9 protein-coding genes and 1 pseudogene are annotated in these 6,312 nt (G+C 65.3%); 5 read left to right on the forward strand and 5 right to left on the reverse strand.

The features are described from left to right. Positions 1–199: 199 nt before the first annotated feature. Genes IH09_RS38600 through IH09_RS35840 form a run of 4 tightly spaced genes read right to left on the reverse strand, consistent with a single transcriptional unit; the run spans position 200 to position 2,153 of the window. Complete coding sequence (locus IH09_RS38600; RefSeq protein WP_094791389.1) at positions 200–376, reverse strand: DUF397 domain-containing protein; 177 nt, start codon at positions 374–376, stop codon at positions 200–202. Positions 377–387: 11 nt separating this feature from the next. Further along, on the reverse strand, positions 388–1,242 hold the full coding sequence (locus IH09_RS35830; RefSeq protein WP_110952818.1) for a Scr1 family TA system antitoxin-like transcriptional regulator: 855 nt from the start codon (positions 1,240–1,242) through the stop codon (positions 388–390). 7 nt (positions 1,243–1,249) lie between these two features. Then, positions 1,250–1,774, reverse strand: a complete 525-nt coding sequence (locus tag IH09_RS35835; protein WP_052861936.1) for a DUF6879 family protein — start codon at positions 1,772–1,774, stop codon at positions 1,250–1,252. After that, positions 1,746–2,153, reverse strand: coding sequence for a hypothetical protein (locus tag IH09_RS35840; protein ID WP_052861942.1), 408 nt, complete (start codon positions 2,151–2,153; stop codon positions 1,746–1,748). The genes IH09_RS35835 and IH09_RS35840 overlap by 29 nt, the downstream gene beginning before the upstream one ends. A 180-nt stretch (positions 2,154–2,333) precedes the next feature. Between IH09_RS35840 and IH09_RS35845 the strand changes: the two genes are divergently transcribed. The 5 genes from IH09_RS35845 to IH09_RS35860 all read left to right on the forward strand — a co-directional run bounded on the left by IH09_RS35845 (position 2,334) and on the right by IH09_RS35860 (position 5,793). Next, entirely contained in the window at positions 2,334–2,612 is a 279-nt protein-coding gene (locus IH09_RS35845; protein ID WP_052861937.1) for a hypothetical protein, read from the forward strand. Between the two features lie 528 nt (positions 2,613–3,140). Next, complete coding sequence (locus IH09_RS38605; RefSeq protein ID WP_404827318.1) at positions 3,141–3,299, forward strand: putative ATP-grasp-modified RiPP; 159 nt, start codon at positions 3,141–3,143, stop codon at positions 3,297–3,299. Between the two features lie 4 nt (positions 3,300–3,303). Beyond that, positions 3,304–4,263: an ATP-grasp ribosomal peptide maturase gene (gene tgmB / locus IH09_RS35850; RefSeq protein ID WP_052861938.1), complete on the forward strand. Its 960-nt coding sequence runs from the start codon at positions 3,304–3,306 to the stop codon at positions 4,261–4,263. Then, positions 4,260–5,423 carry an ATP-grasp peptide maturase system methyltransferase gene (tgmC, locus tag IH09_RS35855; protein WP_052861939.1) on the forward strand — a complete coding sequence of 388 codons (1,164 nt, stop codon included), beginning with the start codon at positions 4,260–4,262 and terminating at the stop codon, positions 5,421–5,423. The genes tgmB and tgmC overlap by 4 nt, the downstream gene beginning before the upstream one ends. Positions 5,424–5,496: 73 nt before the next feature. Then, entirely contained in the window at positions 5,497–5,793 is a 297-nt protein-coding gene (locus IH09_RS35860) for a DUF6087 family protein (RefSeq protein ID WP_052861940.1), read from the forward strand. 176 nt (positions 5,794–5,969) lie between these two features. On the opposite strand, the pseudogene IH09_RS40485 reads toward IH09_RS35860, so the two are convergent. Continuing rightward, positions 5,970–6,312 (reverse strand): annotated as a pseudogene (locus IH09_RS40485) (hypothetical protein); the annotation flags it as partial.

Below are 6,312 nucleotides of genomic sequence, written 5' to 3' on the forward strand. Positions count from 1 at the left end.
CGCGTGCCCATTCCGTCAGGTTCATACACGAGATCGTACAACACTCATGACTCCTAAAGGACACTCATGGACACTTACGTGAGAGCAGTTCCTGACCCCCGAAGAGCGCCCCGCGCCCCGCGCCCGCGGGCCTGTCAGATGATTCACCCACCAGGGATAGCTGAGCCCCCCTTGGGGAGGGGGCTCAGCGCAGGCGTTGTCAGGGCTTGACGAATTCCAAGAATTCCGTCCAGGACAAAGAGGGGAAGGCCAGTTCTCCACCTTGCCGACGCTTGGAATCCCGCACCTTGACCTCGGCGGGGCCGTTGTCCGCCACTTCGACACAGTTATCCGACTTGGTGTAGGAGCTGGTACGCCATTCCGGCTTCTCGGGCATTAATTTATCTCCTAATCGGTAGCCATTCGGTCGAAATAGTCGATCGCGGCGAAGATAAGATCCCTTACCGGAGTTCCATACACTGCCGACTGCTTCAAAAGGGCGAACGCCTTGGCGTACAGCTCGATCTCTCGTGACTGCGTCACGGAGAACTCCGCCGAATAGGTCTCAACGAGGACGAGCTTTTCATCAAACATGGAGAACGAGTTACCCGGCCAGATTGCGAGTTGCGCGGACCTCGGGATGATGCCGAGGCTCACTCGCGGAAGGCGGATGGCGGAGAGCAGCCGATCAAGCTGCCCCTTCATCACGTCCGGGCCCCCGAAGTTCGAATAGAGAGCCTGCTCGGCAAGGATCACGTTGAAGATCCGGCCGCCCTGGTACAGGTACTTGTTTCGCTCAAGTCGCTTTGCCGTGGCGGCTTCCGTGTCATCGGGGATCTCGTAGTACCTGACAACCTGCTTGAAGGTCTCCGCGGCGTACTCCGGTGTCTGGAGCGTCCCCCAGACGAGGGTGGGGTGCCAGATCCGGAAGACCTTGGTCTTGGAGTAGACCGGTATGGCTGCCTGTTGCCTCTTCTCTGCACCGGTCGCCAGTTGCCGGCGCCACTCAAGCCACAGTTCATCGATGTGCCGCACAGTGGCGATCAGGTCATCGATATGGCCTTCCTGTCCTGTAACTGTGCACCAGGTCCGGATGTCCTCCTCGCTGGCGTTCTGCTTGCCGTTTTCGAGGCGCGAGACCTTCGACTCCTGCCAGCCGAGTTCACGGGCGAGCGCCCGGCCGCTCGCGAATCGCGCATCTTTCCGGAATCCACGCAGCCGGGCGCCGAGCGCCTCCCGTGCCTCTTGTGCTTGTGTGCTCACCGAAGAGTCAGGGCTTGTACTCGGTGTGCGGGATGGCTACGGCCCAGAGCAGGTCACGCAGCCTGATGCACTCGGCCACGCTGTCGGGGTCCTCGGTGATCTGCGAGCCCAGGACTCGCCCCTCGGCGTCGAAGTGTCCGACCGCCAGGAGGCGATCGTCGTACAGCCACCAGTCGTTTCCGCCAACAGGAAAGGTGATCCCCTCGGGCAACTGGTGCCGCGGCAGCCAACGGATGTCCTCGCCGGCCTCGATGTTGAGCTTCGTGAGCGAGTGTTCCCACCCCACGTATGGGGAGTGCGGCTCCGTGATCACTCTGACTCGACGTACCGTCTTGCGCTCCCCCGTCACCCGCTTCATGAGCGTCATCCAAGGGCCGAGCCACTTGTGGTCGTCGGTCTCTCCCCTCTGCCACCGTGCATAGGGGGTGTTCTCCACAGGCGACCCGTAGTCGTCCCTCAGCTCCAGGTGGAACGCATCGCGTTCGAAGCTGTTGAACAGCTCGTCACGCTGGGCGCTGGTGATCAGGTCCACTGTTCTCCTCCAGTAGGGCCGTGATCGAGGACTTGGGGACCTCGATGCAATCTTCGTAGTCAGGCAGGCGCATCTGGCTCAGGGCCTCGGCATCGCGCATCACCGGACCTTGCACGATGCAGGTGCCCTGGTCGGTGACGAGCATGATCGGGTCCTGGAACTTCTTGATCTCACCGTGGGCGAGACCATCCTTCATCAGGTGCTCGAAGAGTTCGGTTGGCACCTCGACGGCCGCCTGGCCGTCCGGCACATCGAGCCGCATGAGCAGGTCTTGGGCAAAGATCTTCCAGCCCTGGACGACGTAGCTGTCCTGGTCGCTGGCGTACAGGGTGGGGCTGTCTCCGGGGGTGGAGTTCTTACCAAGGAACCGTAGCTTCATGGTCACTCTCCCGTCCTCTGCCTTGCGCAAGATTGTGCGACACAACGATGGTCGACTGCCTATATGTGGCCGTCAATCGACTTGCTGCAAACTCACGCAATCTTCTTGGGAGTTGACTCTGCCCCGGTCTACGTTCGTCTCGCCTCCACTTGCACCGACACGGTCAGGAGCTGAACGTCCATGCCCCGGACGAGAGCCTCGGAAGAGTCGTTCGAAGCGTTGCATCGAGAGCTGCGGGCCGCCCTTGAGGCTGCTGGGCTCGACCTTCCGGAGCTGTACGTGAACTACGGGGAGTGCCACCTTGTCCATCTCGGAAAGGTCAGCTTCGCAACGGCCGGAAAGCTGGCGCGCATCGTCCAGGCCGCACACGAGCCCTTCCGCGTCGGTGCGGCCGTCGTCGACACCAGCCGCTCCAAGGTCGCGAAGATTCTTGCCGTCAACGGCGAATGCCTCGTGTGAACGGCGCCCGCGCAAAAGCCCCCTCGGCCTCCGTCGACCGGACCGGCCGTTTGGCGCCCATCACCGCCCTGGCACCACTCGGAGTCAGCGCCCTTGCGGCGATCGTCACCAGCTCCGACGAGGCCCGAAGTGCGCCCGTACCGGCCAGCGTTCCGGAGGCCGACCCGGAGATCGCCACAACGGCGCACAGCACCTCGGTTTCCGCGCGGAGGCCCAGGGCAAGACGAGGTTCGCCGCTCTGAAGGTGAATCGAACTTCCGCCCCCGGCGGGAACTTCCCGGGGCGCCGGTAATCCATCACGACCGGCCGCCCAACCGAGGGCGGATGCCCGCGCCGTAGTGACGGACGGGCACCTCTCGCGCCTGTCCGGGCCGGGACCGACGGAAGAAAGGAGGCGCGGCATGGCCGCGACCGCCGAGATCGAGAGCGCCACTTCCGCAACGCACCTCACCACAGTCCGCCCATGGGGGGGTCGGCCGACTCGCGCCGTACCCGACCACTGTCCGCCGTCCTCACGCCACCGTCACCATCGATCCCGCCACGCAGCTCGGCGTGTTCCGCGACCGTGCCGGCCTGGTGGTCGACATGGGCAGGCACGGCACCAGCAAGGGCACCGAGACTTCGACCATCACGAACTCGGACTCCAGGAACGACCAGGGCCACGACCAGGACTCCGAGCAGGATTGACGATATGACCGAGGAGAGGCCGGTTCTGGTGGCCACTGAGGCGGACGACCTGACCGCCGACATGGTGATCACCGAACTCAACCGGCGGAACGTACCGGTGGTCAGGTTCAACCCCGCCGACATCGGCGCGGGCCTGACGGTCTCGGCTCGGTTCGGCGCCTGCCCGGCCCCCGTGGCCGGGCAGGTGCGCACCCCGTCGAGGACCGCTGATCTGACCCGCGTCCGAGCGGTGTACTGGCGCCGCCCCGAATGGCCCACCTTCTCCCATCTGGGGCCGGACGACGCCCGGTTCGCGGCTGCGCAGGTCCGCTACGGGCTCGGCGGCAGCCTCTACGCCCTGGACGGCCTGCTCTGGGTAAATCACCCTCTGCGCATCGCCGCCGCCGACTACAAACCCGCTCAACTCGCCCTCGCACAGCGGCTCGGCCTTGCCGTGCCGCCAACTCTGGTGACCAACGACCCGGATGAGGCACGCGAGTTCATCGGCGCCCACGATGAAGTGCTCTACAAGACACTGCGGTGGACCCCATACGCACGGAACGGAGTTCCGGTGACGGGGTGGGCGGAGCCGGTCACGGCCGCCGAGATCGACGACAGCGTGCGCATGACGCCACACCTGTTCCAGGCCCGCGTGGACAAGATTGCCGACCTCCGAGTTCTGGTGGTCGGTCGGCATATCTTCGCCGTACGCATCGAATCCGGCCTGCTCGACTGGCGCAGGGACTACAGCGCCCTCGCCTACACCGTGGAAGACCTGCCCGACCAGCTGAACGCGGCGCTTTCCGCCTATCTGGAACGCCTCGGCCTGGTATCGGGAAGCTTCGACCTCGCTGTGGACCGCGCGGGGGACCACTGGTGGCTGGAGCTGAACCCGAACGGCCAGTGGGGGTGGCTGGAGACGGAAACCGGCCTTCCAATGTCCGCCGCTTTCGCCGACCTGCTTACCCAAGGAGATGGCTCATGAACGACTCCGCCCCCGAGCGCCGCCGCCTCGCCGCGCTGCTGGCACAGAACGGCGTTCTCACGTCCCCGTGGCTGCGCGCGGCCGTCGAGGCCGTACCGCGCGAGCGGTTCCTTCACCCCGGTGTGTTCCTCAACGAAGGCGGCGCCTGGCGGCCCGTCACCGCGGTCGGCACCGACCCGGCCGAGTGGCTGAGGATCGCCTACAGCTACGACACGCTCACCACCCAGCTCGACGGGCACCTCACCGCCGACCAGGCCAGTGCCCCCGTTCAGGGTGTGCCGACGTCTTCTTCCACCACCCCGGCCACAGTGGTCGGCATGATCGAGAACCTGGAGGTCGCGGCCGGCCATCGCGTGCTGGAGATCGGCACGGGCACCGGCTACTCCACGGCTCTGCTGTGCCACTACCTCGGTGCGGACAACGTGACCACGGTCGAGGTCGACCCCGAGGTGGCGGAGCGGGCGGACAGCGCACTGGAAGCGGTGGGTTTCTCGACGTGGACCGTCACCGGTGACGGTCTCCTCGGGCATCCCCGAAACGCGCAGTACGACCGCACGATCGCCACCTGCGCCGTTCGCCGCATTCCGCATACCTGGGTCCGGCAGACCAAGCCCGGCGGCATCGTCCTGAGCACCGTGGGCTCCTGGCCGTACGGGACCGGCCTGGCCAAGGTCACCGTGGACGAGAACGGCAACGCGGAGGGGCGAATCATCGGCCGGTCCTCGTTCATGCAGGCACGGGCCCAGGCCGTAGTGCCGGTGGCCGGTGATCTGTCCGCCCGGACGGCCTATGCGGACAGCGAGAGGGAGACGAAGGTGCCTCCCACCCTGCTGGAGGAGTGGATGCCCGCCTTCCTCGCCCAGCTCGCCGCGCCCGGGGCACACCTCGTCCGTGCTGTACGGAGCGACGGGACCAAGCTTCTGTACGTCTTCGACCCGGAGCGCGAGTCCTTCGCCGCCTTCACCGCTGGCGGCGACGACTGGAGCGTCCGACAGGGCGGCCCCGTGTCCCTGTGGGACGACATCGAGCAGGCACTTCACGCGTGGCAAGAAGCGGGAAGCCCCGACATCACCGCCGTACGGCTCCACATCACGGGCAGGTCCCACACGTACTGGATCGAGAACCACCCGGCCCTGCGCTGGCAACACCACCTCGCCTGAGCGATGGCGAAAGCCATCGCCCTTCGGGCCCGCTACTCTCCCGGGAAGAGTCGCGGAATCGTAGGGAATCAAGATGGACGACGAAGAGCCACTGGCCGACTACATGGCCCGCCGTGACTCGCGCATCGGCCGCCTGCGGGCTGTGCATGCCTGCGGGCCTCAGCGAGGTGAGCACGTGGACCCTGAGCAGCCAAGACTGATCCAGCGGTGGAACGGGTCCGCCTGGGAGGTCTTCACCGTGGCAGCCAACCTCAGCGAGGCCCGCAAGCTCCTGCGGCCCGCCGACACCGAGAGCCCGGCGCAGGAACCCGCCCAGCCCGCCCGGTCGCCGTTGGCGCCGGGACGTGGCCGCCACCGCAAGCAACGGTGAATGAATTAACTGGCTCCCCTTTGGCTACGCCGTGAGCAGCGCGGCGGAGCGTCGTCCCGGCGTCCGGCATCACGTTGACAACCCCGCCTCCGAGCGAGTCATGCTCAAAAACGGCTTCGGCTACAGGGGCAATACCCCTTTTGCGCCACGCGCTGGAGAACGCCACGTTCTGGAATCTAAATTTCCAGCCCGGCGCCACGAACCAACCGAGTAAGCCTCGGATTGCTTCTCTTATGAAGCGAGGTCAGCACCCGAAGCAGCTCCTGACTAGTCGGATGCACCTTTGACATCTGCGGTGCAACTTGCCACGCCTTTTCGAGGTTCTTCAGGGCTCCTTCTCGGTCACCGATTGCCAATTTCGACCTGGCGATGTTCATGTTCAGTGGCGCGATGCGCGTGGCCGGCAGGGTGATTCCTTTCTTAGAGGATGTCTCACGTGGTGATGCTGTGAGGTGCGGCATCATGGCTGTTTGTGGGTGTCGATCTGTCGCAACGGCTGGTTCCTGATGGTCTGTGGGA

This window comes from Streptomyces celluloflavus, from assembly GCA_000720995.1.
GTDB lineage: Bacteria > Actinomycetota > Actinomycetes > Streptomycetales > Streptomycetaceae > Streptomyces > Streptomyces celluloflavus.

Excerpts from the sequence above, each read along its gene's own strand:
- IH09_RS38600 (WP_094791389.1), bottom strand. The coding sequence starts at position 376 with ATGCCCGAGAAGCCGGAATGGCGTACCAGCTCCTACACCAAGTCGGAT.
- IH09_RS35860 (WP_052861940.1), top strand. The coding sequence starts at position 5,497 with ATGGACGACGAAGAGCCACTGGCCGACTACATGGCCCGCCGTGACTCG.
- IH09_RS35845 (WP_052861937.1), top strand. The coding sequence starts at position 2,334 with ATGCCCCGGACGAGAGCCTCGGAAGAGTCGTTCGAAGCGTTGCATCGA.
- IH09_RS35840 (WP_052861942.1), bottom strand. The coding sequence starts at position 2,153 with ATGAAGCTACGGTTCCTTGGTAAGAACTCCACCCCCGGAGACAGCCCC.
- tgmB (WP_052861938.1), top strand. The coding sequence starts at position 3,304 with ATGACCGAGGAGAGGCCGGTTCTGGTGGCCACTGAGGCGGACGACCTG.
- tgmC (WP_052861939.1), top strand. The coding sequence starts at position 4,260 with ATGAACGACTCCGCCCCCGAGCGCCGCCGCCTCGCCGCGCTGCTGGCA.